The sequence below is a fragment of the Catenulispora acidiphila DSM 44928 genome (assembly GCF_000024025.1).
GTDB lineage: Bacteria > Actinomycetota > Actinomycetes > Streptomycetales > Catenulisporaceae > Catenulispora > Catenulispora acidiphila.
The window spans coordinates 2,520,905-2,546,978 of record NC_013131.1 but is presented as its reverse complement, the minus strand read 5'-3'; the positions used below and the strand labels follow the sequence as shown (position 1 = coordinate 2,546,978).

The following is a 26,074-nucleotide window of genomic DNA, read 5'->3' as shown; positions in this document are numbered from 1 at the left end:
AAACCGGGGGCGGGGCACCAGGGCTATCAGCTCTCGCAGGCTGAGAAGACGCTGCTGTCGCACGAGTCCTCCCCGGAGGGGGCGGCGAACCCGCTGCGCGACGCCGTCGACCGCCGTCTGCCGCGCATCGCCGGGCCCTGCGGCCTGGTGATGTTCGGCGTCACCGGCGACCTGTCCCGCAAGAAGCTGATGCCGGCGATCTACGACCTGGCCAACCGCGGGCTGCTGCCCCCGGGCTTCGCCCTGGTCGGGTTCGCCCGGCGGGACTGGGAGGACCAGGACTTCGCCGAGGAAGTGCACCTGGCGGTCAAGGAGCACGCGCGGACCCCGTACCGCGAAGAGGTCTGGCGCCAGCTGTCCGAGGGCTTCCGCTTCGTCTCCGGCGAGTTCGGCGACAAGCAGGCCTTCATGGAGCTGAAGGCGACCATCGACAAGCTCGACGCCGAGCGCGGGACCAACGGCAACCACGCCTTCTACCTCTCGGTGCCGCCGAAGTTCTTCCCCGGCGTGGTCGAGCAGCTGCACGAGGTCGGGCTGGACCAGGGCCCGGAGGGCTCCTGGCGCCGGGTCATCATCGAGAAGCCGTTCGGCCACGACCTGGCCTCGGCCCAGGACCTCAACGCGATCGTGGACTCGGTGTTCCCGGCCAAGGCGGTCTTCCGGATCGACCACTACCTGGGCAAGGAGACGGTCCAGAACATCCTGGCGCTGCGGTTCGCCAACGAGATGTTCGAGCCGATCTGGAGCCGGGACCACGTGGACCACGTCCAGATCACGATGGCCGAGGACATCGGCATCGGCGGCCGGGCCGGGTACTACGACGGCATCGGCGCGGCGCGCGACGTCATCCAGAACCACCTGCTGCAGCTGCTGGCGCTGACCGCGATGGAGGAGCCGGTGTCCTTCGACGCCGACGCCATCGCCGCGGAGAAGACCAAGGTGCTCTCGGCCATCCGGCTCCCGGACGACCTGGACACCTACAGCGTGCGCGGGCAGTACGCGGCCGGCTGGCAGGGCGGCGAGAAGGTCGTCGGCTACCTGGAGGAGGACGGCATCTCGCCGGACTCCACCACCGACACCTACGCCGCGGTCAAGCTGGAGGTGAACACCCGCCGCTGGGCCGGCGTGCCGTTCTACCTGCGCACCGGCAAGCGCCTGGGCCGCCGCGTCACCGAGATCGCGGTGGTGTTCAAGCGCTCGCCGTTCCTGCCCTTCACCCCGACGCAGACCGAGGAGCTGGGACAGAACGCCCTGGTGATCCGGGTGCAGCCGGACGAGGGCGTGACCGTCCGCTTCGGCTCCAAGGTCCCGGGCACCTCGATGGAGGTGCGCGACGTGAACATGGACTTCGCCTACGGCGAGGCGTTCACCGAGTCCTCCCCGGAGGCCTACGAGCGGCTGATCCTGGACGTGCTGCTCGGCGACGCGCCGCTGTTCCCGCGCGTGGCCGAGGTGGAGCTGGGCTGGGAGGTGCTGGACCCGATCGAGGAGTACTGGGACGGGCACGGCAAGCCGGAGCAGTACACCTCGGGCACCTGGGGACCGGCCAAGGCGGACGAGATGCTCGCGAAGGACGGACGGAGCTGGCGGCGGCCATGATCAAGCACCTGGATTCCACCACCTCGGCGAAGATCGCCAGCGCCCTGATCGACATCCGCAAGGAGGCCGGGGCGGCCACCACGGGCGCGGTCCTGACCCTGGTCATCGAGACCGACGAGCGGCACCACTACTACGCCCTGCGGGCCGCGCGCGAGGCCTCGCGCGCGCACCCCTCGCGCATCCTGGTCGTGATACCGCATCCGGAACAGCCCTTCTCCGGGCTGGACGCCGAGGTGCGGGTGGGCGACGAGATGGGCCCGGGCGAAGCGGTGGTGATGCGGCTCAACGGCGAGCTGGCCTCGCACGCCGACGCCGTGGTCCTGCCCCTGCTGCTGCCGGACACCCCGGTGGTCACCTGGTGGCCGTCGGACTCCCCGGCCGGCCCGGCCGAGTCCGCGCTGGGCAAGCTGGCGATGCGCCGGATCACCGACGCCTCCGGCACGCACCAGCCGACCCCGGTCGCCGACCGGCTGCGCGGCTACTCCCCCGGCGACACCGACCTGGCCTGGACCCGCTGCACCCCGTGGCGCTCCATGCTGGCCGCGGCGCTGGACCAGATGCCCTCGACGGTGAAGACCGTCAAGGTCACCGCGGAGATCGACAACGCGTCCTCGTCGCTGCTGGCGGTCTGGCTGGGCTGGCGCCTGGGCGTACCGGTCACGCTGTCCACGGACACCGGTCCCGGCATCACCGGCGTGCACCTTGGCACCGACAACGGCGAGATCAGCCTGACCCGCCCCGACGGCATGCTCGCGGTGCTGTCGATGCCCGACCAGCCCGACCGGCACGTCGCGCTAAAGCGCCGCGAGCTGGCCGACCTCCTCACCGAGGAGCTGCGCCGCCTGGACGTCGACGAGACGTACGAGGAGGTGCTGCGGCACGTCACCGAGCAGGACGTCGCGGCGATCGAGAAGGTCGCGCCCCAGCCGGCGAAGCAGGCGACGATCACCATGACCGCCATCCCGGACAGCGGCCCGCTGGGCGAGCTGCCCAAGGAGTCCGCGCAGCGCGAGGAAGAGCTGCAGGACCAGGCGATCGACAAGCCCGTCGGCAAGTCCGCGGACAAGCCGGCTGGCGACTCAGGCAAGCCCAGCAAGCCCGGCAAGCCGCAGGGCGACGCGCCATGAGCGCCACTCCCGTCGTCATCGTCCACCGCGACGCGGAGGTCCTGGCGCAGGCTGTGGCGGCGCGACTGATCACCCGCGTGGTCGACGTGCAGGCGCTCCGCGGCGCCGCGCACGTCGTCCTGACCGGCGGCACCGTCGGCACCAAGTCGCTGGCGGCGGTCGCGGCCTCCCCCGCGCGCGGCGCCGTGGACTGGTCCCGGGTCCAGCTCTGGTGGGGCGACGAACGCTTCCTCCCCTCCGGCGACCCGGAACGCAACGAAACCCAGGCCCGCGAGGCCCTCCTCGACGGCCTGGTCGCCGAAGGCCTCCTCCCGCCGCAGAACATCCACGCGGTCCCAGCCGCCGACAAGGCGGGCTTCACCCCCGAGCAGTCAGCGGAGCAGTACGCGGCAACCCTGGCGGACTTCGCCCGCGAGGGCGCCGACGTCCCAGCCTTCGACGTCCTCCTCCTCGGCATGGGCCCAGACGGCCACATCGCCTCCCTGTTCCCAGGCCACCCAGCCCTGTACGAGGACAAGCGCAGCGCCGTCGGCGTCCACAACTCGCCGAAACCGCCACCCCTCCGAGTCTCCCTGACCCTGCCCTCCATCCAGGCCGCCGCCGAAGTCTGGGTAGTCGCCGCCGGAACAGAGAAAGCAAAGGTCACGCACCTAGCCCTCTCCGGCGCCGGACCAGTCCAGATCCCAGCCGCCGGCGCACGAGGCCGCAGCCGAAGCCTGTTCCTCCTCGACCGGGCCTCAGCCTCGGAACTGCCCGCGGAGCTGGCGCCGTACTCGCTCAGCTGAGCGGGGCACTGATTCACTCGAGCGTGCCGCCGGAGTCTTCGGATTCCGGCGGCACTCTTGTTTGTCTGGCTTCTGGCTGTCGGGCTGTCCTGACTGGTCCGACAGGTCTAGCTGGTCCGGCTATCTGGCTTCTGGCTTCTGGCTTCTGGCCGTCGTGCCGTCTTCCTGTCGGGCTTCTGGTTGTCGGACTGTCTGGCTGTCTGGTTTCTAGCTGCCTAACTGTCCTGGTTACCCTGCCTGGTCCGGCAGGTCTAGCGGGTCCGGCTACCTGGCTTCTGGCTGTCGGGCTTCTGACCGTCGTGCTGTCTTGCTGTCGGGCTTCTGGCTTTCTGGCTGTCGGGCTTCTGGCTTTCTGGCTGTCGGACTGTCCGGCTGTCCGGTTTCTAGCTGTGCGGTTCGCCAAGGCCATCGCCGACCCAGTGGCCGTGGAGCCGGCCCGCCGATCGTGCCTACTATCAGCACATGAACATGCCTCTGCCCCAGTCCCCCGTCCGGATCGGCGCCCTGCTGCCCCTGAGCCGACCGGGCTGGGTCGAGGCCGGTCACCACCTGCTCGCCGGCCTCGAACTCGCCGCCGCCGACAGCAGCACTCCCCTAGAACTCCTGGTCCGCGACACCGCAGCCGACCCCGCCAAGGCCGCGGCTGCCGTCGACGAGCTCGCCAACCTGGGCGTGGCAGCCCTCGTCGGCGAGTACCACAGCGTCGTCGCCCGCTCCATCGCCGCCCGCGCCGACGCGCTCGCCCTGCCGTTCCTGTGCTCCTCAGCGGTCCTCGACACCCTCACCGAGCAGCCGACCGACTGGGTCGCCCGCATCGCCCCGGCGCAGTCCCACTCCTGGCAGGTCTACGCCGACTTCCTCCTCGCCGCAGGCCACCGCCGCATCGCCGTCGCCGCCCAGCCGACCGTCTACTGGTCATCCGGCATCCGCGTCCTGCGCGATTATCTGACTCCCCGCGGCGGCACCCTCATCGAGGTCGATATCGCCGAAGTCTGCGACGCCCTAGTCGACAATGAGGCGACAGTCCTGCTGCTTCTCGTCGGCACCCCGGAGCCAGCGGTTCCGATCGTCAAGGCTGTCCGCGCCGACCCACGCCTCACTGACATCCTCATCGGCGCCCCCGCCGGACAGCCGGAGTTCGCCGAATGGGCCGAATTGCTGGGCAGCGACGGCACCGCGATCCCGTTCCTGAGCTACCTACCCGACCAGCTCACCCCGCTCGGCACTCGCGTAGAGGCAAAACTGCGCGAGCGCCTAGGCGTCACGCCATCCTTCGTCGCATTCGAGGGATACGACACCATCGCAGTCCTCGCCGAAGCACTGCGCTCGCACGGCTCCGGCCGCAAGACCATCGCCGAAGCCTGGCCGCACGTCTCGGTCGAAGGCACCCGCGGCCACATCCGCTTCTCCCGCGAGCCGGGCATCAGCGTCTGGCAGTGGACTTGGCCGCCGGTCCAGGTCGTCGACCGCGACCCCGCCGATCCCTCGCAGCTCCGGGTCCTCTACTCGGCGTCCGCCGCGTCCGCCACGTCCGCCACGTCCCCGACATCCCCCACGCCGCGTTCGTGAATCCGCCGGAACTCCTCCGACCACGGCGTCGGCCGCCGGTCCGGGCCGGTCCGCACGATGGTCCGCCGCCCGGTCGCGTGCACCACGCCGCCCTCGCCCACGAAGCGGAACTCGTAGACGCAGCTCGTCGTCCCGATCTTCACCACCCGCAGCTCCACGTCCAGCTCGCCGACCTGCGCGACCGGGACGCGGAACTCGACCTCGTAGGCCTTCACCAGGTGCCGCATGTCCGGACCGTCGATCAGCTCCGGACGGCTCTCGTACCAGGTGCTCAGAGCGCGCTCGGCGTGGACCGCATAGCGGGCGTTATGTAAGACGCCGACCTTGTCCAGCTCGTCGAACCAGACGCGGGTGCGGAACACGTGCAGCGGCGGCTCGGTGCCGCCGGCTTCGAGATCGTTCATAGCCTCAGCTGTACCTCAATCAGGCCCGCCGCGACGACGTGATTCCAGCCACACCGCGCCCCTACGCTGGGCGGCATGACAGCCTTCGACCAGGGCCCGACCACCCCCGCGAGTCCGCGGAGCCACACCCATCCGTTCCTGCCGTATCGTCCCGAGCGCCTCGACCAGGCCGAGGCGATACGGCGCGGCGAGCAGTTCCGGACGCACTTGCAGGCACGCCGCAGCGTCCGCTTCTTCTCCCCCGACCCCGTCCCGGCCGCGATGATCGAGCTGGCCGTGGACGCCGCGAACACCGCCCCCTCCGGCGCGCACCAGCAGCCGTGGAAGTTCGTCGCCGTCGGCGACCCGGCGCTGCGGCACCGCATCCGCGAGGCCGCCGAGGAGGAAGAACGCATCAACTACGAGGGCGGCCGGCTGCCCGAGGCATGGCGCGACGCCCTCGGACCGCTGGAAACCGACTCGGACAAGTCCTACCTGGACACGGTCCCGTGGATCGTCGTCGCCTTCGCCGAGAAGAGCACGCCGATGCCCGACGGCCGGCTGCGCAAGAACTACTACGTCAACGAGAGCGTCGGCATCGCCTGCGGCCTGTTCATCGCCGCCCTGCACACCATGGGCCTGGCCACGCTGACCCACACGCCGAACCCGATGGCGTTCCTCACCGAGATCCTGCAACGCCCTACGACCGAACGTCCCTACATCCTTTTCCCCGTCGGCTATCCGGCCGCCGACTGCGAAGTTCCCGACCTCGCCCGCAAACCGCTGACCAGGGCATTGGAGTACTTCGCCGGTTGAGCGATCGGGAGCTGCCCACCATTGCCCTTGCCCTTGCCCTTCTCCAAATCTGAGAGTAGCTTCCACTTCAAAGTCACTGCCAAGAGAAGGGGGCTGCCATGTCGCAGACGGAGCAGGGAACGGCGGTACCGCCGGGGGCGGCGGACGGCCGCAAATGGTGGGCGCTCGGCGGTCTCGCGCTGAGCTTGCTGGTCGTGGGCCTGGACCTGACGGTGTTGAACGTCGCACTGCCGACGCTGTCCACGTCGCTGAAGGCCTCGACCAGCCAGCTGCAGTGGTTCGCGAACTCCTACAACCTGGCGATGGCCATCGCGCTGCTGCCCGGCGGCCTGCTCGGCGACCGGTTCGGCCGCAAGCGGATGCTGGTGATCGCGCTGACCGCCTTCGGCATCGCCTCGGCGTTCTGCGCCTTCTCCTCCAACGCCGGCGAGCTGATCGCCTGGCGCGCGGTGCTCGGAATCGGCGCGGCGCTGCTGATCCCGCTGAGTATGAGTGTGCTGACCGTGCTGTTCACGCCCGAGGAGCGCCCCCGCGCCATGGGCATCTGGGCCACCGCCAACATGCTCGGCATCCCGCTCGGCCCGATCCTCGGCGGCTGGCTGCTGGACCACTACTGGTGGGGCTCGGTGTTCCTGATCAACCTGCCGGTCGTGGTGATCGCCCTGCTCGCGGTGGTCTGGCTGGTCCCGGAGTCGCGCGCCGAGCGCAAGCCGCGCATCGACCTGCCGGGCCTGGCCGCCTCCGCGGTCGGCCTCGCCGCGATCACCTACGGCCTGATCAAGGCCGGTGACGCCGGCTGGGGCTCGGCCGAGGCGCTGATCCCGCTCATCGGCGGGCTGCTGGTCCTGGTCTTGTTCGTCCAGCTGCAGCGCAGTCCCCAGCAGACGCTCATCGACCTGGAACTGTTCCGGGCCCGCGGCTTCACCTGGGGCACGATCCTGTCGACCATCGTCAGCTTCGCGCTGTTCGGGCTGATGTTCACGCTGCCGCAGTTCTACCAGGCCGTCGAGGGCGCCGACGCGCTCGGAACCGGCGTCCGGCTGCTGCCGATGATCGCCGGTCTGATGGTCGGGGTCCGGGTCGGGCAACCGTTCCTGAAGAGGGTCGGACCCTCCCCGCTGATCGGCGCCGGATTCGTCTTGCTGGCCATCTCGCTGATGATCGGCACTGCCACCGGCGTGCACGACGGCTACGGCTTCGTGGCGATCTGGCTCACGATGGGCGGCGTCGGCGTCGGTCTGGCCATGCCGATCACGATGAACGTCGCGCTGGACGAGCTCAGCGCCGAGCGCGCCGGCGTCGGCTCCGGCCTGCTGATGACCATCCGCCAGATCGGCGGCACCTGCGCGGTGGCGATCCTGGGCACGGTCCTGAACAGCCAGTACCGCAGCCATCTGGCACCGGCCGTGGCCCACCTCCCGGCGCCTCTGGCCTCCGCGGCGACCCGCAGCGCCGGCTCCGGCGTCGCGGTGGCGGCCCAGCTGCACTCGCCGTCGCTGCTGGAGTCGGTGCGCTCGGCGCTGGTGCACGCCACGAGCATGACGATGTGGGTCAGCGCGGGCTTCGCGGTGATCGGCGTGCTGGCCGCCACGCAGCTCCCCCGCAAGGCCCGAGTGACCGAACGGCAGGCCGAGGCAGCAGAATCGAGTCGTGATCTCCTCAATGCCGCAGACTGACCAAGCCCTTGCGCCGGCGCCGGCTCCAACCGGCCTGCGGGAGCGTAAGAAGGCCCGGACGCGTGCCGCGATCCAGCGGCACGCTCTGCGCCTCTTCCGCGAGGCCGGCTACAGCGCCACCACCATGGAGCAGATCGCCGCCGCGGCCGACGTGTCCCCAAGCACGCTCTACCGCTACTTCCCGACCAAGGAGGACCTGATCCTCCAGGACGACTACGACCCGCTGCTCGAGGCGGCGTTCCGCGCCCAGCCCCCAGACCTGCCGATCCTCGAAGCCTTCCGCACCGCCGTGAACGAGGCCATGAGCCAGGTCCCCCCCACGGACCAGGCCGAGGCCCTGGAGCGCGCCCGCATGGCCTACACCATCCCCGAGGTCCGCGCCCGCGCCCTGGACCACATGTTCACCACCACCGACATGATCGCCACCCTGTTCGCCGAGCGCCTGAACCGCACCTCCGACGACCTGGAGGTCCGAGTCCTGGCCGGCACCGTCATAGGCGCCGTGATGGCCGCGCAACAGCGCTGGATCTCCGACCCGGACGCGGACATGTTCGGCGTCCTGGACCGCGCCCTGCAGTTCCTCATCGACGGCCCGGGCCACCTCGGCAACCGGCCCGCGCAAGGAGCCTGACACCGGGTAACCTTCAGGACGTGGACATAGAACCCGCCCCCTGCCGCTGTCTGCTGTGCCAGCCCGCGACCCCCGACGAGTCGCAGTGGGACCCGCGCGACCGCGCGATCGCCACCAACGTCCGCGACCACGGCTGGCACATCATGGGCGTCACCGGCGACGACACCCCGGACTGGGCCTACTCCATCGGCATGTGGCACACCCACGGCGGCTACGACATCTGCATGACAGGCCTCCCCGTCGAGAACGCCATGGCCCTGGTCGCCAAGATCGCCGTCCAGGTCCGCGAAGGCCGAGCACTCGGCGCCGAGAAGCGCCGCCTGAACGTCATCGAAGGCTACGAAGTCGCCACCCGCCCAGTCCACCAGAGCTGGTACCCCGCCATGTTCGGCGCAGGCCTCGACTTCTTCCAAACGCCCCCATGGCCGATGCTGCAGGCAGTCTGGCCGGACCGCCAGGGCCGCTTTCCCTGGGAGCAAGGCGCGGACCCGGAGCGCCAAGACCAGCAGCCCTTCCTCTGGCTGGCCCGGAACGAGCACCCGGACAGCGTCTGGGTGTCCTCTTCCCTGACTTTGTAGCCTCCCGCCTCGCGCCTCGCGCTTCCCGCCTTTCATCACCGCTCTCGCCATTCACCACCGATCTTCCCCGTTCACTACCGCTTCCCCGACTTTCATCGCCGCTTCACGCCTTTCACTACCTCTCCCCGCCTTTCACTGCCTCTCTCCGCCTTTCACTGCCTCTCTCCCCGCCTTCCACTACCGCTTGCGACGCCCCGCGACCATTGGCAGCATCGCAGCATGCCCGAGCCGCAACGCCAATCCCCGCCGCCACCACCCCAGTCCCACCCCCGCATCACCCTGATCCGCGGCGACATCACCAAGCAGCACGCGGACGCAATCGTGAACGCGGCCAACTCCTCCCTACTCGGCGGCGGCGGAGTCGACGGAGCCATCCACCGCGCAGGCGGCCCAGAGATCCTCGAGGCCTGCCGCGCACTCCGCGCATCGCACTACGGCCGCGGCCTCCCCACCGGCCAGGCCGTCGCCACCACCGCCGGCCGCCTCCCGGCCCACTGGGTCATCCACACCGTCGGCCCGGTCTACTCGCCGAACGACGACCGCTCCGCACTCCTGACCGCCTGCCACACCAACTCACTCGCCGTCGCAGACACCCTCGGCGCGAAGACAATCGCGTTCCCGGCCATCTCCACCGGCATCTATGGCTGGCCCATCGCCGACGCCGCACATATCGCCATCGCCGCAATCACCACCACGGCCACCAACGTCAAGGAAGTCCGCTTCGTGCTCTTCGACGACGCCGCCTACGAAGCCTTCCTACGCGCCACCCAGCCCTAATCCTCCAACTACAAGCCAGCAGCCCGACAACTCCTGCTACCCCACCGCCACCGCCATCCGCCTGACCACCTCAGTCAACCCATCCGGCGACGTCGCAATATTGATCCGCACATGCCCCGCCCCACCCGTCCCGAACGGAATCCCGGAGTTCACCGCCACCCGCCCCCGGACGCCACCTCACCCCCGGCAAATACTCCGCCAGCAGCCGCCCCAGCAGCACGCGATTCTTTTCAATCCCGGCAAGCAGCGCATCCAGCCACTCCCCACCCTCACGCAACGCCGCCACATGGGCAATCACGCCCAGATGACTCGGCCCATGCCCACTTCCTCCGGCATCCGCCCCCACCGCCGCCTTCGACGCCGACATGAGCGTCAGCCCATCCTGTGCCCCCACCACACTCAGATACGGCGTGAACGTCTCCCCCGCCGCAACCAACGGCGCATGGATCTCATCCCCTTGACGTCTATCTGCTGGCCAGGCATCGCTGCACTCATGCCTACCTGAGCAGACACTCGCCACCCCAGGACTCTCCAACTGTCCACCCATCGATGAGTCCGACATCTCGCCGCAGCCGCTCGCCGCCCCAACGCGCATCGGCCGTTCCCCACCGGCAGCCCTGACACCTCGCCATCGGCGCCAACTAGACCACACTCACTACCGCAGCCCACATCAGCCGCCGGTCCGTCGCCGGACCCAATCTCGCGCCACCCGCACCACATAGGCGTATCCGGCGCACCAGCTCATCCCCAGTTGCTCGCTCGCAGGCAGGGCCCGCAATCTCACCGCCCCCACCGCATAGGCGTATTCGCCGCCAACTCATCCCCAGCCGCTCGCCCGCCGCGGGCCCGCAGTCACACCACCCGCACCGCATGAGCCTGTTCCCCACCCAAGCCCACCTCAGCTGTCTCACTCGTCGCCGGGCCCGATCACTCCCCGCCCGCGCCAACCCAGGTCAGCCATTCGTCCACCGGCAGGCCCAATACCTCGCCGTCGCATCCGCCTACTCACACCTGGCGGGCCTGATATCTCCCGCCAAACTCGCTCGCGACCTCAACCCACCTCAGCCGTTCGGTCCGTCGGCTGGCCCGATATCTCGCCACCCCAGCCCACCCCGACCTGCCTGCCCCGACGGGCCTGATATCTCCCCATCTAGCACCCACTACCCGCCGCCGACACACCACCCGCCGCACACTTTCACCACCACCGCGCAGCCACCACCGCGCACTCCCACCGCAGCCCTCGCCCCCGCCATCACCGCATCACACGCCACCCAAGTTCGCCGCCCCCACTACCTCCGCCTCACCGTGACACCCCAGCTCACCCCGCCCCCACCTCATACCCAGGCCGCACCACCTCCTCCAACAACCACTTCATCCCATCCTCCTGATACATCCGCCGCGACCCCACCACCACATGCCGAAACCCCACCCCCACCAACTCCGCGATCGTCTCCCGAGCCTCGTCGGCGCCGTCGTCCGCCACTATCAACTGCACCGACCGCACCACCTCCCCCGGATCCCGCCCCACCGCCGCACACTGCGCATCCAGCACCCGCGAGCGCTCCGCCAGCGACTCCACCGAATTGTGCGGCGGCCCAGGTATGTTCCAAATATCCGCATGCTCCGCCACCACCCGCAGCATGCGATCTCCCCAAGCTCCGATCAGCAGCGGCGGCCCCGCCGCCTGGACCGGCTTCGGCGAGTTCCGATTCCCGACCAGCGTCGTGAACGGTCCCTCGAAGTCGAACGACTCCTCAGCCCACATCCTCCGCAGGATGGTCACCGTCTCCACCAGCCGCGCGATCCCCTCGCGCGGGCTGATCAGCGGTATGCCATAAGCGGTGTACTCCATCACTCCGGGGTTCTCGCCGGGTATCCCGCCCGCACCCGGCGGCTGCACCGTCCCGCCGACCCCCAACCCCATGATCAACCGGCCGCCCGATATCACATCGACCGTCGTCGCCATCTTCCCCAGCACCGCCGGAGCCCGGAAGCGATTGCTCGTCACCAGCAGCCCCATCCGCAGCCGCGATGTCTGGGCCGCCAACGCCGCCAGCGTCGTCCACCCCTCCAGCAGATCGCCGCCGCGATCGCCGGCCAGCGGCATCATGTGGTCCCACAGCCAGGCGTCGGCGATCTCCGGCATCTCGTCAGCCTCCTGCCACACCCGGCGGATGTCCTCGTAGGACACATGCATCGGGGTGGTTTTGATGCCTATCTTCAACTCCATATCGTCACTGTACCAAATCATCAGCCGCCATGACGATCAGTCTCCGGGTACAGTACCTCGTATGGCCGAACTGCTCACCTCCCGACTCGGCTACCTGCTGAAGCACGCGCAACTGAACTTCTCCCAGTCCGGCGCCCGCGCCCTGGAGCCGCTGAACATCACCGGCCGCCAGCTCGCCGTCCTGATCGTCCTCGACGCCGCGGAGCCGTTGTCGCAGCTCGACGCGGCCAAAGAACTCGGCGTGGACCGCACGACAATGGTCGCGCTGGTCGACGAACTCGAAGAAAAAGGCCTGGTAGAACGCCGTCGCAGCCCCGACGACCGTCGCAAGAACATCGTCGAGCTCACCGCACACGGCAAGAACACCCTCGCCGAAGGCGAGCGCCGCCATCAGGAGACAGAGAAAGCCTTCCTGGCCGGCCTCACCCCGATCGAGGCCGAGCTGTTCGTCCGCATCCTGAAGCAGCTGGCCGCCGACGCCGAAGCGCCAGACGACCAGCCCGACGAAGAAAGCTAAAAAAACTACGCCCCAGCCAGCGCGCGCCGCGACAGCTGGTCAGCCAGCCGCGTCGTCTCCGGCAGCCGGTACTTCGTCGCCAACCGCAGCGCCAGCCGCGTGGCGTCGCTCGCCGTGATCAAATGCCCCGGCGACACGAACACCGGCTTCGTCGACAGCTGCGTCCGCAGCACCGCGCCGACGACCTCCCCGCCGTGCACCAGGTCAGCAGCCTCGCCGCGCTGAATCCCCGGCTCAGCGGCCTGCCCGACGAACGCCGTCTTCGCCACCCCCATCGCCGGCTTCCCCGCCAACACCCCGAGGTGGCACGCCAGACCGAACCGCCGCGGGTGGGCGATCCCGTACCCGTCGCAGACCAGCACATCCGGATCGACCGACAGCCGCCCCAGCGCCGTGATCAGCGCCGGCATCTCCCGGAACGCCAAGAGCCCGGACACATACGGGAACTCGACGTCCATCACCGCCGTCGCCATGTCCTCCACCGCGAGCGTGTCGGCGTCGAGCACCACGACCGCCCCCGCGACTCGCGAGGAATCGATCGCATAGGCGACATCCAGCCCCGCGATGTACCGGAACGGCGCCAGCGGCGTGGACACGTCCACGCTCCCGGCCAGCCGCTCCTGCTCCGCCTCGGCGTCCTGCGCCGTCCGCGGCCACTTCTCATGCGTGATCAGCACTACTCATCCCCCTGCTTTCCCCGTCCGCGTCCGGCCGGCAGACCGGGGCCCCCGTTTGGTCCCGGTCGGCCGGACACGCCAGCCGCGGCGCGGCGGATCCGTCGTCAGATCCGCTCCCGCACCGCCTTCACGATCTCGGCGACGGCCTCGTCGACCGGCACCCCGTTGTTCTGCTCCCCACTGCGGTACCGGAACGAAACTGCGGCCTTCGCCACATCGTCGTCACCCGCCAGCAGCATGTAGGGAACCTTCTGCTTCTGCGCGTTGCGGATCTTCTTCTGCATCCGGTCGTCCGAGGAGTCGATCTCGACCCGGACACCCTCGGCACGCAGCTTGGAGGCCACCAGCTCCAGATACGGCACGTGCGCGTCGGTGATCGGGATCCCGACCACCTGCACCGGCGCCAGCCAGGCCGGGAACGCCCCGGCATAGTGCTCGGTCAGCACCCCGAAGAAGCGCTCGATCGAGCCGAACAGCGCGCGGTGGATCATGATCGGCCGCTGCCGCGACCCGTCAGCCGCCTGGTACTCCAGGTCGAAGCGCTGCGGCAGCTGGAAGTCCAGCTGAATCGTCGACATCTGCCAGGTCCGGCCGATGGCGTCGCGCGCCTGCACCGAGATCTTCGGGCCGTAGAACGCCGCGCCGCCCGGGTCCATGACCAGTTCCAGGTCTTCCCCCTCAGCGACCTCGCGCAGGGTGTCCGTAGCGAGTTCCCACTCCTCGTCAGTACCGACGTACTTCTCCGGATCCTTGGTGGACAGCTCCAGGTAGAAGTCGTTCAGTCCGTAGTCGCGCAGCAGGTCCAGCACGAACCGCAGCAGGCTGACGAGTTCGTCGCGCATCTGCTCACGTGTGCAGTAGATGTGCGCGTCGTCCTGCGTGAGTCCACGGACTCGGGTCAGTCCGTGCACCACACCGGACTTCTCATAGCGGTACACAGTGCCGAACTCGAACAGCCGCAGCGGCAGGTCGCGGTAGGACTTCCCGCGAGCCCGGTAGATCAGGTTGTGCATCGGGCAGTTCATCGGCTTCAGGTAGTACTCCTGCTTGCCGTGTCCCTCGTCCAGCACCATGGGCGGGAACATCCCGTCCTTGTACCAGTCGAGGTGCCCGGAGATCTCGTACAGGTTCCCCTTAGTGATGTGCGGAGTGTTGACGAACTCGTACCCCGCCTCTTCGTGCCGCTTCCGGGAGTAGTCCTCCATGACCCGACGAATGGTGCCGCCCTTGGGATGGAACACAGGTAGACCGCTACCGAGTTCGTCAGGGAAGGAGAACAGGTCCAGCTCCGCACCGATCTTGCGGTGGTCACGCTTCTCCGCCTCGGCCAGGAACTCCAAGTGCGCCTTGAGCGCGTCCCGCGTCTCCCAAGCGGTCCCGTAGATGCGCTGCAGCTGCGGGTTCTTCTCACTGCCGCGCCAATAGGCGGCCGCAGAGCGCATCAGCTTGAACGCCGGAATGAACCGAGTGCTGGGCACGTGCGGGCCGCGGCACAGGTCCTTCCAGCACAGGTCGCCGGACTTGGCGTCGAGGTTATCGTAGATCGTCAGCTCGCCCGCACCGACCTCGACGTCCACGCCCTCGCCGGCGTCATCAGAGGAGGCCTTGCCCTTGAGCCCGATCAGCTCCAGCTTGTAGGGCTCGGCAGCGAGCTCCTCGCGGGCGTCCTCGTCGGTGACCGCACGCCGGGAGAACAGCTGCCCCTGCTTGATGATCGTCTGCATCCGGCTCTCGAGGGCCTTCAGGTCCTCGGGCGTGAACGGCTTCTCGACGTCGAAGTCGTAGTAGAAGCCGTTGCGGATCGGCGGGCCGATGCCCAGCTTGGCGTCCGGGAACGCCTGCTGCACCGCCTGGGCCAGCACGTGCGCGGTGGAGTGCCGGATGATCGCGCGGCCGTCCTCAGAGTCGGCGGCGACCGGTTCGACCACGTCGCCGGCCTTGGCCAGGGTCGCCAGGTCGACCAGACGGGTCCCGGTGGGATCGGTCAGGCGGGCGGCGACGACGGAGCGGTTGCCGGCGAACAGGTCCGCCAGCGTCGTGCCGACCGTGACCGTCCGCTCGTCCCTATCGGGGCCGTCGGCGATTGTCACTGCGAAGTCGGACACGGGGCTCTCCTTCAACGGGGGTCAACTTGCTGGGTGGAACAGGAGAAAACTTTACCGACCGCCGTGGGTGCTTCGCGCGACAGTAGTCCCGGGTAGCCGCCCGACAGGCATCGGGCGCTTAGGGGGCGCCTAAGGACTGTCCTGTTGAATCAATGTTCTACGTGGAGTCGCTGTCCGTTCACAAGCGGTCCCTAAGTTGGGTCCGTGGGGCGGACAATTGAACGCAGGACACCGACCAGGTTGCAGTTGTGGACTGGTGCGGTAGTGGTGCTCGCCGCCGCGGCGCTGACCACGGGGACGATAGCTATAGCGGACACCCAGCACGGCGTGAACCGGGTCGGGCGGGAGACCGCGCCCCTGGCGCAGGCCGCCTCCGACCTGTACTTCGCGCTCAGCGACCTGGACTCACAGACCGCACGCCAAATCCTGACCACTGGGGACAGCGCCCTGGACACCGTGCAGGGCGACGCCCAGGCCACCGTGAACAGCCGGGTCGCCGAGATCGACGCAGACCTGCGCCAAGCCATCGGCGGGACATCCGACCCGGCGGTCCAGGGCCAGTTCCAGACCATGCTGGACAAGGTCACGCTCTACCACGACCTGTCCGCTACGGCTCTGACGCTGGACCAGCTCTCTAAGGACGCCACCAAGGGACACCCCGACTCCGTCGCCCTGGCCTACTACAGCCGCGCCACAGACGTCATGCACTTCAATCTGCTGCCGACAGCGGCGCAGATCCGCGACTCCTACGCGCACCAGCTGACGGACTCGGCTAAGAGCGAGAACGACTCCTGGTCCGTGGACACGCTCCTAGTAGTCATCACAACGGTGCTCCTGCTCGCCGCACTAATCCTCTTCCAGGTGGCACTGTCCCGCCGGTTCCACCGGACGCTGAACCCGTTCCTCGCCCTGGCCACCGTCGCCACAGCCGCCTTCTTGGTGTCCGGCCTGAGCATGACCGCGCAGCAGAGCGACCGCCTGAAGCAGGTCGTCGACCAGCACATGAACCCCTACCTGGGCATCCAGCACGCCCGCGCGGTCTCCTACGACGCGGTCGGCTCCATCGTCCGCTACGCCGTCGCGCCGGACTTCGGCTACGACCACGGCTACGCCGCCGACATCGCCTCGCTCAACGGCACGCCCGCCACCCCGGGGCTGCTCAGCGCCGGTCTCAACGGCACTGGCCAGGCGCTCTCCCAGCGCGCCGGCACCGATTGGACATCCGTCCAACGCGACGCGGGTAAAATCAAGAGCGAGGTCGACGGCGGCGACGTGGACAGCGCGCTCACCGAGGCGACCGGCATCGCCGGCGGCCAGCTGGGCCAGGACTTCTACGCCCTCGACACCCACCTCGGTCAGGCTGCGGCCACGCAGCTGGCGGCGTTCCAGGCCACCATGGCCGATGCGCAGTCGGGAGCGTCGGGCTGGGGCGCGGTGCCCGCGGTGCTGTTCGGCGCGGTGATGGCGCTGACGCTGGTCGGCGTGTGGCGCCGGCTCGCCGAGTACCGCTGACACGGCCGCCGCACCTGCGATCGTCGGCGCTGCTGACGCCGCTGGTGCCGTGCACCGTCGCCGACCCCGCTGAGGTAGTCCGGGCAATGCCAGACAGTCCCGGACGGTCTGGAAATTCGTATACTGATCGACCAGGGTGCGAACGCCGGTCGGCGGGGCACCGACACCGCTTCCTTTCGTGGGAAGGACCGCCATGATCACTGCGATCGTGAGCGCCATCGTCGCCGCCGCCGCGGCTGGAGCAGTCGGCTTCGGTGCCTCGCTGCGGACCGTGAAGCAGTACGAGCGGGGAATCGTCTTCCGCTTCGGGAAGGTCCTGGACAGCGTCCGGCAACCCGGCCTGACCCGGATCATCCCGGGCGTGGACCGGATGCGCACGGTCAACATGCAGGTCGTGACCATGCCGGTGCCTGCCCAGGAGGGCATCACCCGGGACAACGTCACGGTACGGGTGGACGCCGTCGTCTACTTCCGGGTCGTCGACCCAGCCCGAGCCCTCATCTACGTGCAGGACTACAAGTACGCGGTGTCACTGGTCGCCCAGACCTCGCTGCGCTCCATCATCGGCAAGAGCCTGCTGGACGACCTGCTGTCCAACCGCGAGCCGCTGAACCAGGGCATGGAGCTGATGCTGGAGACCCCGGCGACCGGCTGGGGCGTGGAGATCGACCGGGTCGAGATCAAGGACGTGGCGCTGCCGGAGTCGATGAAGCGGTCGATGGCCCGCCAGGCCGAGGCCGACCGCGAGCGCCGCGCCCGGATCATCACCGCCGACGGCGAGTTCCAGGCCTCCAGCAAGCTCGCCGACGCCGCACGGATCATGTCCGAGACGCCGTCCGCCCTGCAGCTGCGGTTGTTGCAGACGATCGTGGAGGTCGCGGCGGAGAAGAACTCGACGCTGGTCCTGCCGTTCCCGGTCGAGCTGCTGCGCTTCCTCGAGAGCGCGGGCGGCGGCGCGCCCACGCAAGCTCTGAAGGCTGCGCAGAAGGCAGTCGATGCGTTGACCACAGATAAGGCTGAAGCAGTAGAGACCGCGTCGGAGACGATCGCGATCGAGGGCGGAGAGGCCGACGCTGCGGCCGCTCCCACCGCTGACAAAATCCCCGAGGCGAGCCCGCTCCCCGACCTGGCACCGGCTGCCGACGCGATCGCCAGGCCGTTGACCGAGCCGCTCATTGAGGCGCCGCATTGGCGCGACGCCGCGGAACCCTCGGACGATTCCGATACCTCGAAACCCTCAGACTCCTGACAACTCGGCCAGCACGACCGTCACGTCCACCATCGCGCCGCGCCGGTGCAGGGTCATCGCGACCTGCGCCCCGGCGCGCCGTGCCAGCATGATCCGCTGAAGGTCCTGGGCATCGTCGACCGGTCGGCCCTCGACGCTGAGCAGCACGTCGCCGACCAGCACCCCGGCCTGGGCCGCAGGGCTTCCCGGCACCACCTGAGCGACACCGAACCCGGTCCGGCGTCCCAGCCTGCCGCCAAGCTCGGAAGGCAGCGGCGCGGTCGATCCGCCAACGCCGAGCCAGGCGCGGCGCACCTTCCCAGCGCTGATCAGCTCGGACAGGATCAGACGGGTGGTGGCGTTCACCGGCACCGCCAGACCCAGTCCGAACCCGGCCACCGCCGTGTTCACCCCGACGACCCGGCCGCGATGGTCGGCGAGCGCTCCCCCAGAATTTCCAGGGTTGAGCGCCGCATCGGTCTGGATCACATCGTCGATCACCGACGGACCGCGGGCCGTCCGCGTCGGCAGCGATCTCCCCAACGCGCTGACCACGCCCGCGGTCACCGAACCGGCCAGCCCCAGCGGGTTGCCGACGGCCACGACCAGCTGACCGACCCGTAGCGTGTCCGCGTCGCCAAGTGTCGCGGCCTGCACCCGGCCCGACGGCATGCGGAGTACCGCCAGGTCGGAGAGCCGGTCGCGGCCCACGACGTCGAATCCGTACTCGTCGCCGTCGGAAGTGACGGCCAGCCCGGCACTCACGCCTTCCACGACATGCGCGCTCGTAGCCAGGAATCCATCGCCGGTGAAGGCGACGGCCGAACCGGAACCCTCCCCGGTCCGCCCCCGGACCCGCACGCTGAGCACCGAGGGCCGCAGCGTGTCGGCGACGGAGACCACGGTCCGGGAGTAGTCATCCAGCCCGGCGTATATGTCCTCTGTCACAGTTGTCTCCTCACCCCGGCGGTCCCCCGGAAACCCAGGCCGCACCACCGGCAGAAAAACAAACAGGCAGGATTGTTTTTGCATTCCCGGCCTGGCAGGCTGGCGGGCATGAGCTTCGTGGAGCCCGAGGAGCGCCTGGCGCTCCGCCAGGCGGTGCGCGACCTGGCCAAGCGGTACGGACCGGACTACGTGCGCAAGCAGGCCAAGGCCGGCCTGAAGTCGACCGAGCTGTGGGCCGAGGTGGGCCGGGCCGGCTACCTGGGCGTGAGCCTGCCGGTGGAGTACGGCGGCGGGGGCGGCGGCATCGCCGACCTGGCGGCGGTCGGCGAGGAACTTGCCCGGGCCGGCTGCCCGCTGCTGCTGATCGTGGTCTCCCCCGCCATCTGCGGCACCATCATCGGCCGCTTCGGCACCGAGGAACAGAAGCAGAAGTGGCTCCCGGGCATCTCCGACGGCTCCTTCAAGATGGCCTTCGGCATCACCGAGCCCGACGCCGGCTCCAACTCCCACAAGATCACCAGCACGGTGCGCCGCGATGGCGACGAGTGGGTTCTTTCCGGTCAGAAGGTCTTCATCTCCGGCGTCGACGAGTCGGACGCGGTCCTGGTGGTGTCCCGCACTAAGGACGCGGCCACCGGCGACCTGAAGCCGGCGCTCATGGTGGTCCCCACTGACGCGCCGGGCTTCACCAAGACCATGATCGAGATGGAGATCGCCGGCCCGGAGAAGCAGTTCCAGCTCTTCTTCGACGACGTCCGTCTCCCGGCCGACGCGCTGATCGGGGACGAGGACGCCGGGCTGCTCCAGCTGTTCGCGGGCCTGAACCCCGAGCGCATCATGGCCGCCGCCTTCGCCATCGGCACCGCGAAGTACGCCCTGGACAAGGCCGCCGAGTACGCCAAGACCCGGACGGTCTGGCGCGACCGCCCCATCGGCACCCACCAGGGCGTCGCGCATCCCCTCGCCCAGGCCGCGATCCACGTCGAGCTGGCCAAGGTGATGACGCAGAAGGCTGCCTGGCTCTACGACAACGGCGACGACTTCGGCGCCGGCGAAGCCGCGAACATGGCCAAGTTCGCCGCCGCCGACGCCGCGGTGGAGGCCGTCGACCAGGCGATCCAGACACACGGCGGCAACGGCCTGGCGACCGAGTACGGCTTGGCGCCGCTGCTCGCGGCGACCCGCGTGACGCGGATCGCGCCGGTCAGCCGGGAGATGATCCTGAACTTCGTCGCGCAGCACACGCTGGGGCTTCCGAAGTCGTACTAGACCCTGCGGATCGCAGTCCTGTGATAGTCACACCGCAGAGCCCGAACAACAGCACATTTTCTCGTAACAGAATGACAGAAACCTCCCATAGTCCTGGATGTCCGTTTACAGTTGATTCGAGCACGAAAGTTCGAATCCTCTGGGAAGGACCTCCATGTCGACCATCAGCAACCTGCCCCACGCCCGCACCGTTCCCGCCGGTCCGACCGACCTCACCGAGCGGGTCGACGACCTCGACGCCCTGATCTGGACCGCGGCCCGGACCACCGACGACCCGCAGCTGGCTGTCGTCCGAGCCCGCGAACACGCCGAGTCAGTGTTCATAGGCCTCGTCCTGACCATCGGGACCGGCGCGCACCGGCTCAACTGCTCGGTGCCGACCGCGTCCGGACCGGTCACCGCCGGCCAGGATCTCCGCATGGACATCGCCACGGAGATCCCGGCGGTCAGCCTGCCCGCGTCCGGCGCCGAGCGCGAGCTGTGCGAGCTCTTCGCACTGGCTCACGTGACAGGAGCCGATGCGACGGTGATCCTGCGTTCCCGCCCCCTGCTGGAACCGGACGCCGACGTCGGGACACCCGGCTACGTGGTCCGCGGCTGGCGCCTGTCCGGCGGCGAGACCGCACCGATCGACGCCGCCGGCATGTTCGCGTTCTGCTGCTCCGAGGCCAGCAGCGGCGAGCCGCTGCCCCTGGACCCGAACACCCGCTACGTCGACGCTCGAACGCTGGTCACGCCGCCGGGTCCGGACTGAGCCAGTCGGTGCGGTAGGCCGCCCAGTCGGCCGGAGTCGCGGCGAAGTCGACGTACAGCGCGACACCGAACGGCCGCGACGACGGATGCGCGCCAAGCCCGAGCCGTACGCCGTCCAGAGCAGCCGGCATGGTCTCGGCCTGGACCCAGTGGCCTGGATCGTGGGTGTGGAAGGCCGGGACTCCCATCAGCAGCTCGACATTCGACGGCACCGCATTCAGCGCCACCTGGGTCTGCCGGGCGACGTAGCCCCGGTATGCCCAGGCGGTCGGCAGAGAGGTGTCATAGGCCATGACCGCTACCTGGTCGCAGTGCACGGCGACCTGGCGGAGATACCCCTGAGACCACCACTTCGGATGCCCAGCCAAGAAGTCCCCGGGGATCCGGAACCCAGACAACGGCTCCACCTGTGGCACAGACACCGACAGCAACGCATGGTGGGCCTGAGTCACGGTGCGTGTCGCGCTCACCAGGTCCAGGAAGCCAGCGTCACCGTCGGACACCGGCTCGAAGTCGAAGTGAACACCGTCGAACCCGCGATCCAGTGCGGCACCGACACCGGCGACGATCCGCCCACGCGTCGCCGCGTCGTCCAAATGCAGCCCACCACCGCCGACAACCTGCCCGAGCCACGCCTGGACCCGTACCCCGGGCAGCTCCCGGTGGACGGCATCGATGAACCACTCGGCCTTCGGACTACGGGCCGCGTTGAGCGAGCCGTCTATCTCGAAGGGCCCGTCGTGGACAAACAGATCCTTGATACCTGAAGAACGAACTTGAGCCACCAGCGCCTGCAAGTCGGCCTCGGTCTTGGGCGCCCCGGCCGCACCAGCCTGCCACCCGACCCAGGCGTGACCGAGCCACAAGGCGTCGTCGCCAGTACTACGCGCAGCCGCTGGCGGCGTACCGGCGCCTTCGGCATACAACGCGACGCCGGTGGTACCGACCAGCGTCGCCAACAAAGCAAACAGGGCCACCAGCGAAGCCAGCGCCCTACGCCACCACTTCGGCCGACGCCGATACCAAGCAACAAGGCGCTTCAGGGGGTTACGCGCCTGCGCAGGCTTCGGTGCCAAGTCAGGCTCGGTCGAATCGGGTTCGGCCAGCCCAACCGGCAACCCTTCAACGCCACCGTCGATATCCCGAGCCGAACCATCATCGCCAGCCGAACTGTCGTCATGCATCCGACCGTCATCGTGCGTCAGCCCGACTCCGGAACTTGTCGACCGGCCTTCTGACCTCATCGACGTGGCCTAACCGTGCAGCGGACCGCCACCGATTCGCGCGAACCGCTTAGTATCGCCTCGTCTGACGAATCGTTGAATACCGCCTCGTCCGACATGCTTCCCCTCGCCCGCCGACACTCTCGATCACACCGGTTCCGGCTCCGGCTCGGACGTCGGCACACCGGCCGACACCACTTCGGGTGACGCGATGGCGGACAACACCGGTTCCCAGTGCGCTTCGGCGGCGCGCAACGTGGCCACTCGTGTTCTCGATCGGCGGTCGAGCATCACCCACGCCGGCACACCTGCCGCGCCGAGCAGCAGGCTCGCCCACAACACGGCCGAAGCACCGATCGCCGTCAGTGCCCAGCCGCCCACCAACGGACCGACGATGCCGGCCACACTCCACGCCAGCGTCGACATCCCCTGATACCTCCCGCGCAGATGCGCCGGCGCCAGATCCGCACCCAGCGCCATCTGCGGCGGCGTGCTCCCGATCTCCGCGATCGTCCACACCACCACCGAGCCGGCATAGACCCCCATCGGGTGCCCCACCGCCGAGATCAGCAAAGGCACAGCGAACCCGGCGCCCATCAGAAACGACGAGGCCGCCAGCACCGACCCATGGGTGTATCGCCGCATCCACGACGTCATCGGCAACTGCAGAACACCGATGAGGATCCCATTGAGCGCCGCGACCGCGCCATATGCACCAGGCCCAAGACCGTCCTGACCCATCATGATCGGCTGCACGGTCTGAGCCTGCGAATAGATGACCGCCCCGACCAGCACCGCCCCCAGGAACCCCAAGAAGATCCGGTCGCGCAGCACATCCACGAGAGTGCCCGCACGCTCGGGCTGACCGGCATGCCCTGCGCCGGCGACACCAACAGAAGTCGGCCGCGTCTCCGGCACCGTGAAGAAGACGACGACCGCGCACCCCACATTCGCGATCGCATCACCCATGAACAGCAGCGAATACCCGTGCGACGCCACCGCCCCCGCAGACAGCATCGCGACCGCGAACCCCAAGTTGATCGCCCAGTAGTTCAGCGCATACGCCCGCCCCCGATCCCCCGACGGCACGATGTCCGCGATGATCGCCCCCGTCGCCGGCCGCGTCGCATTGTTGGCCAACCCCGCAAGGAACGCCAACACCGCAATCAACCCCACCGAGTGCACCGACCCAAGCGCCACCAACGTCACCGCCGACGCCACCAGCGCCCCCAGCAACGTCCCCCGCCGCCCCACCCGATCAGCCAGCACACCCCCCACCACCGCCGAAACAGCCGCCCCGCCCGCATTCAACGCGGCAACGAACCCCGCAAAAGCCGCCGAATGCCCCAGCGACCGCGTCAGGTAGTAGGAAAGAAACGGCGCAACAAAAGCCCCCGTCCGCGCCACCAACGTACTAACCCACACCCACCAAAAAACCCGCGGCAACCCCCCAACATCCAGCACCCGCAGCACCCTGACCCGCACAACCCACCCCAGTCCCCACCCACCGCCACCACCCACGCGGTAACCACCGCACCGCCGCCCCAGAGATTACCGACCACCCCCGACACCCGCACGCCCTTTTCACGCCACCCGCGAACCACAAAACGGGCGAACTACCATGCCCGCCCCAAATTCAGGGCTCTGGCAGGAGAATCCGGCAAGTGTTCATAAACCCAGCTAATCAATCTCGATCCTTCAGCGCGATCCACCGCACCCGCAACGTCAAACCAGCCCAGTATTAATCAACTGCCGAAACACATTCCCCGCAGCTTGTCGCGATCGGCCGCGCCACGCCCTTTCACCACCCTGGAAACACCATAGACAAATGAGTGAACGACGATTTAAAGATCTTCACTCAACGGGAACGCATTGGTATCACGGGCCGTTTTCATCCCACACGGCTCACCAATCGCCACCAGCCATGACGAGTCCTCGTCGACCGATATCGGTCCCTCCTCGAATGGATTCCCATGAGTAAAGAGATCGTCCGCTTCAACGGCGACCGCAACGAAGTGGTCGCGACCCTGCCGAACGTTCTGCCCGGCAGCCTGACCAGAATGGCCGTGGTCAAGGCCATCGCGACTGCGGCAGAGAACACCGCCTATGCCCTCGCATCGGCCCGGTACGCCGTGGTCAAGGTCGTGACGGAGACGAGCCTGCAGATCGAGTTCCTCAACGAGCGCCGCCGCGTCATCCGCGAGGACATCATCCCGGTCCTGGCCATCAGCCAATCCCACAACGACGCACGTCGCGCCGTGTACAACATGAGCCTGGACGACGACATCCGCCAAGACGCCCTCGCCGACCTCGACCGCGCCCGCCAGCGCCGCCGAGACCGCCTGTGACCTCCCTGGAACGCCGCCCCCGCGCCGGCCCTCCGACCCCGAACTTCTCCCACTCCCCCACCTACTGGCTCGAATACAGCCGCATCTGGGTCCGCGACATCCTGCCAATACTCGCAAAATACAAGTACCGCCAGATCAAACGAGACCAAATCGCTCTCTGGAGCAACCTGGCCGACGACATGATCGATGGGATCAACAGATGGCTCGATCGCCATGGCTTCTGAGGAAGACCAAAAGCCAATCAAACAACGAACACCCCAAGACCAACCCCGACCCCAAACCAAGGCACATCAACGCCCAGCAACCCAAGGCCACCCAACCACTCACCGGAACAGTCTTGCCTCCCCCGCCCCGCGAACCCGAAAAGGCCAAAAGGCGCCCCCCGCCAACCACCGACCAAAAAGAAGCGCAGCACCCACAACCCGACAACACCGCCTACCTGGCAGCACTCAGCGAACTATCGCAAAACCTCCCCATAGACCTAGCCCTCGAAGCCGCCGAAGACCTCGGCAAGGCCTACCGCAGACGCTACGGCCAGACACCCGAACGCGATGAAGCCGCCAGCCGACACACCCTCAACAAGGCAGAGCCCACGACCTCAAGGTCACAAGAGCGCCGCGCCCAAGAGACGCCTCCGACTCCATCAGCAGAGAAACCACATCGCTTCCGCCGCCGAAAGAGCTAGTCCAAGCTCTCCAGCCGAATCAACCAAGCGCGTTCATCGCCCAGGCGTCACTGATCTGCCCGCGCCAACGCAGAACGCCGCACTCCTGATGGAGTGCGGCGTTCATACCGTCTTATGTGGGCGATACTGGGATTGAACCAGTGACCTCTTCCGTGTCAGGGAAGCGCTCTCCCGCTGAGCTAATCGCCCTTGCTTCGTTTCTTTGTTTTGCTGTACTGCCTTGCCGTCGTGCGAGGTGGTGACGGGATTTGAACCCGTGTAGACGGCTTTGCAGGCCGTTGCCTCGCCTCTCGGCCACACCACCGTGGGAGTGGGCTCGATCAGGCGTGGAACACGGTACCCGACCAGCCTTCCAACCGAGCGGATGACGAGACTCGAACTCGCGACCCTCACCTTGGCAAGGTGATGCTCTACCAACTGAGCCACATCCGCGTGCGCTTTCGGGGTGTTTGCTTGGTTTCCCTCGCTGCGCCCCCTGGCGACACCATGAACTGTAGCGGATCGGGGCGGGGATCCAAAAACCATTCCCCTCAGGAGTCACAGGGTGGGGTTGAAACATGGGCGAAGGTGGGCAGAACGGTGTCCGTGGTCTCTGCCCGCGATCATGTCGCTACAATGAGTCGCCATTCGTTCGGGTG

Annotated in this window: 23 protein-coding genes, 3 tRNA genes and 1 pseudogene; 16 read left to right on the top strand and 11 right to left on the bottom strand. The window is 68.3% G+C overall.

Features of this window, described 5'->3' with window-relative positions:
• The first annotated feature begins 54 nt into the window (after positions 1–54).
• The 4 genes from zwf to CACI_RS11165 all read left to right on the top strand — a co-directional run bounded on the left by zwf (position 55) and on the right by CACI_RS11165 (position 5,080).
• Entirely contained in the window at positions 55–1,599 is a 1,545-nt protein-coding gene (gene zwf, locus CACI_RS11180) for a glucose-6-phosphate dehydrogenase (RefSeq protein ID WP_041541537.1), read from the top strand.
• Positions 1,596–2,726, top strand: coding sequence for a glucose-6-phosphate dehydrogenase assembly protein OpcA (locus tag CACI_RS11175; RefSeq protein ID WP_012786454.1), 1,131 nt, complete (start codon positions 1,596–1,598; stop codon positions 2,724–2,726). Before zwf ends, CACI_RS11175 begins: the two co-directional genes overlap by 4 nt.
• Complete coding sequence (pgl, locus tag CACI_RS11170) at positions 2,723–3,511, top strand: 6-phosphogluconolactonase (RefSeq protein ID WP_012786453.1); 789 nt, start codon at positions 2,723–2,725, stop codon at positions 3,509–3,511. Before CACI_RS11175 ends, pgl begins: the two co-directional genes overlap by 4 nt.
• Before the next feature lie 462 nt (positions 3,512–3,973).
• Complete coding sequence (locus CACI_RS11165; RefSeq protein ID WP_012786452.1) at positions 3,974–5,080, top strand: ABC transporter substrate-binding protein; 1,107 nt, start codon at positions 3,974–3,976, stop codon at positions 5,078–5,080.
• Here the strand turns inward: CACI_RS11165 and CACI_RS11160 are convergent.
• The gene (locus CACI_RS11160; RefSeq protein ID WP_012786451.1) at positions 5,014–5,484 is read right to left on the bottom strand and encodes an acyl-CoA thioesterase; all 471 of its coding nucleotides are present in this window, start codon (positions 5,482–5,484) and stop codon (positions 5,014–5,016) included. The two genes, CACI_RS11165 and CACI_RS11160, sit on opposite strands and share 67 nt — an antisense overlap.
• Positions 5,485–5,559: 75 nt before the next feature.
• Here CACI_RS11160 and CACI_RS11155 point away from each other — a divergent pair, with 75 nt between their 5' ends.
• The 5 genes from CACI_RS11155 to CACI_RS11135 all read left to right on the top strand — a co-directional run bounded on the left by CACI_RS11155 (position 5,560) and on the right by CACI_RS11135 (position 9,941).
• Complete coding sequence (locus tag CACI_RS11155; RefSeq protein ID WP_012786450.1) at positions 5,560–6,279, top strand: nitroreductase family protein; 720 nt, start codon at positions 5,560–5,562, stop codon at positions 6,277–6,279.
• A gap of 98 nt (positions 6,280–6,377) precedes the next feature.
• Entirely contained in the window at positions 6,378–7,955 is a 1,578-nt protein-coding gene (locus tag CACI_RS11150; protein ID WP_012786449.1) for an MFS transporter, read from the top strand.
• Entirely contained in the window at positions 7,942–8,586 is a 645-nt protein-coding gene (locus CACI_RS11145; RefSeq protein WP_012786448.1) for an acyl-CoA-like ligand-binding transcription factor, read from the top strand. Before CACI_RS11150 ends, CACI_RS11145 begins: the two co-directional genes overlap by 14 nt.
• Before the next feature lie 20 nt (positions 8,587–8,606).
• Positions 8,607–9,164, top strand: coding sequence for a DUF4262 domain-containing protein (locus CACI_RS11140; protein ID WP_012786447.1), 558 nt, complete (start codon positions 8,607–8,609; stop codon positions 9,162–9,164).
• A 219-nt stretch (positions 9,165–9,383) separates the two neighbouring features.
• The gene (locus tag CACI_RS11135) at positions 9,384–9,941 is read left to right on the top strand and encodes an O-acetyl-ADP-ribose deacetylase (protein ID WP_012786446.1); all 558 of its coding nucleotides are present in this window, start codon (positions 9,384–9,386) and stop codon (positions 9,939–9,941) included.
• A 36-nt stretch (positions 9,942–9,977) separates the two neighbouring features.
• On the opposite strand, the pseudogene CACI_RS54135 reads toward CACI_RS11135, so the two are convergent.
• Positions 9,978–10,395 (bottom strand): annotated as a pseudogene (locus CACI_RS54135) (pyridoxal phosphate-dependent aminotransferase); the annotation flags it as partial.
• 864 nt (positions 10,396–11,259) lie between these two features.
• A complete protein-coding gene (locus CACI_RS11130) occupies positions 11,260–12,171 on the bottom strand; it encodes an LLM class flavin-dependent oxidoreductase (protein WP_041541530.1) in 912 nt (303 codons plus the stop codon).
• Positions 12,172–12,232: 61 nt separating this feature from the next.
• Here CACI_RS11130 and CACI_RS11125 point away from each other — a divergent pair, with 61 nt between their 5' ends.
• Complete coding sequence (locus CACI_RS11125; RefSeq protein WP_012786444.1) at positions 12,233–12,688, top strand: MarR family winged helix-turn-helix transcriptional regulator; 456 nt, start codon at positions 12,233–12,235, stop codon at positions 12,686–12,688.
• 5 nt (positions 12,689–12,693) lie between these two features.
• Here CACI_RS11125 and CACI_RS11120 read toward each other — a convergent pair whose 3' ends face one another.
• On the bottom strand, positions 12,694–13,365 hold the full coding sequence (locus CACI_RS11120; protein WP_012786443.1) for an endonuclease V: 672 nt from the start codon (positions 13,363–13,365) through the stop codon (positions 12,694–12,696).
• A gap of 104 nt (positions 13,366–13,469) precedes the next feature.
• Positions 13,470–15,470 carry a threonine--tRNA ligase gene (gene thrS, locus CACI_RS11115; RefSeq protein WP_012786442.1) on the bottom strand — a complete coding sequence of 667 codons (2,001 nt, stop codon included), beginning with the start codon at positions 15,468–15,470 and terminating at the stop codon, positions 13,470–13,472.
• Positions 15,471–15,674: 204 nt separating this feature from the next.
• Between thrS and CACI_RS11110 the strand changes: the two genes are divergently transcribed.
• Together CACI_RS11110 and CACI_RS11105 are read left to right on the top strand one after the other, a co-directional pair.
• Positions 15,675–16,982, top strand: a complete 1,308-nt coding sequence (locus CACI_RS11110; RefSeq protein WP_143765202.1) for a hypothetical protein — start codon at positions 15,675–15,677, stop codon at positions 16,980–16,982.
• A gap of 193 nt (positions 16,983–17,175) precedes the next feature.
• Complete coding sequence (locus CACI_RS11105) at positions 17,176–18,231, top strand: slipin family protein (RefSeq protein WP_012786440.1); 1,056 nt, start codon at positions 17,176–17,178, stop codon at positions 18,229–18,231.
• On the opposite strand, the gene CACI_RS11100 is transcribed toward CACI_RS11105, so the two are convergent.
• Positions 18,220–19,158 carry a S1C family serine protease gene (locus tag CACI_RS11100; RefSeq protein WP_012786439.1) on the bottom strand — a complete coding sequence of 313 codons (939 nt, stop codon included), beginning with the start codon at positions 19,156–19,158 and terminating at the stop codon, positions 18,220–18,222. The genes CACI_RS11105 and CACI_RS11100 overlap by 12 nt on opposite strands.
• Before the next feature lie 108 nt (positions 19,159–19,266).
• Here CACI_RS11100 and CACI_RS11095 point away from each other — a divergent pair, with 108 nt between their 5' ends.
• Positions 19,267–20,427, top strand: a complete 1,161-nt coding sequence (locus CACI_RS11095; RefSeq protein WP_012786438.1) for an acyl-CoA dehydrogenase family protein — start codon at positions 19,267–19,269, stop codon at positions 20,425–20,427.
• A 154-nt stretch (positions 20,428–20,581) separates the two neighbouring features.
• A complete protein-coding gene (locus tag CACI_RS11090; RefSeq protein WP_012786437.1) occupies positions 20,582–21,181 on the top strand; it encodes a hypothetical protein in 600 nt (199 codons plus the stop codon).
• Here CACI_RS11090 and CACI_RS11085 read toward each other — a convergent pair.
• Complete coding sequence (locus tag CACI_RS11085) at positions 21,159–22,364, bottom strand: glycoside hydrolase family 18 protein (protein ID WP_223297509.1); 1,206 nt, start codon at positions 22,362–22,364, stop codon at positions 21,159–21,161. The two genes, CACI_RS11090 and CACI_RS11085, sit on opposite strands and share 23 nt — an antisense overlap.
• A 186-nt stretch (positions 22,365–22,550) precedes the next feature.
• Positions 22,551–23,867: an MDR family MFS transporter gene (locus tag CACI_RS11080; RefSeq protein WP_263053483.1), complete on the bottom strand. Its 1,317-nt coding sequence runs from the start codon at positions 23,865–23,867 to the stop codon at positions 22,551–22,553.
• Positions 23,868–24,376: 509 nt separating this feature from the next.
• Between CACI_RS11080 and CACI_RS11075 the strand changes: the two genes are divergently transcribed.
• Both CACI_RS11075 and CACI_RS11070 read left to right on the top strand, forming a co-directional pair.
• Entirely contained in the window at positions 24,377–24,751 is a 375-nt protein-coding gene (locus CACI_RS11075) for a hypothetical protein (RefSeq protein ID WP_012786434.1), read from the top strand.
• The gene (locus tag CACI_RS11070) at positions 24,748–24,975 is read left to right on the top strand and encodes a hypothetical protein (protein WP_012786433.1); all 228 of its coding nucleotides are present in this window, start codon (positions 24,748–24,750) and stop codon (positions 24,973–24,975) included. The genes CACI_RS11075 and CACI_RS11070 overlap by 4 nt, the downstream gene beginning before the upstream one ends.
• Positions 24,976–25,553: 578 nt before the next feature.
• Here the strand turns inward: CACI_RS11070 and CACI_RS11065 are convergent.
• The 3 genes from CACI_RS11065 to CACI_RS11055 all read right to left on the bottom strand — a co-directional run bounded on the left by CACI_RS11065 (position 25,554) and on the right by CACI_RS11055 (position 25,868).
• A tRNA-Val gene (locus CACI_RS11065) sits at positions 25,554–25,625 on the bottom strand.
• Positions 25,626–25,669: 44 nt separating this feature from the next.
• A tRNA-Cys gene (locus CACI_RS11060) sits at positions 25,670–25,740 on the bottom strand.
• Between the two features lie 55 nt (positions 25,741–25,795).
• A tRNA-Gly gene (locus CACI_RS11055) sits at positions 25,796–25,868 on the bottom strand.
• Between the last annotated feature and the right edge of the window lie 206 nt (positions 25,869–26,074).